A 255-nucleotide genomic window follows, 5' to 3' on the forward strand; every position below is an offset into this window, starting at 1 on the left:
TACCTTTTAGGAGGCGACCGCCCCAGTCAAACTGCCCACCTGACACTGTCTCCCCGCCCGATAAGGGCGGCGGGTTAGAAGGTCAATACAGCCAGGGTAGTATCCCACCGATGCCTCCACCGAAGCTGGCGCTCCGGTTTCCAAGGCTCCTACCTATCCTGTACAAGCTGTACCAACATTCAATATCAGGCTGCAGTAAAGCTCCACGGGGTCTTTCCGTCCTGTCGCGGGTAACCTGCATCTTCACAGGTACTA

General features: G+C 56.5%; 1 rRNA gene. It reads right to left on the reverse strand.

Going from position 1 to position 255, the window contains the following annotated elements:
* Window positions 1–255: ribosomal RNA gene (locus CVV77_RS21900) — 23S ribosomal RNA — on the reverse strand; the annotation flags it as partial.

This window comes from Bacillus sp. SN1 (assembly GCF_002796895.1).
In the GTDB taxonomy this organism is placed as follows: domain Bacteria; phylum Bacillota; class Bacilli; order Bacillales; family Bacillaceae; genus Bacillus; species Bacillus inaquosorum.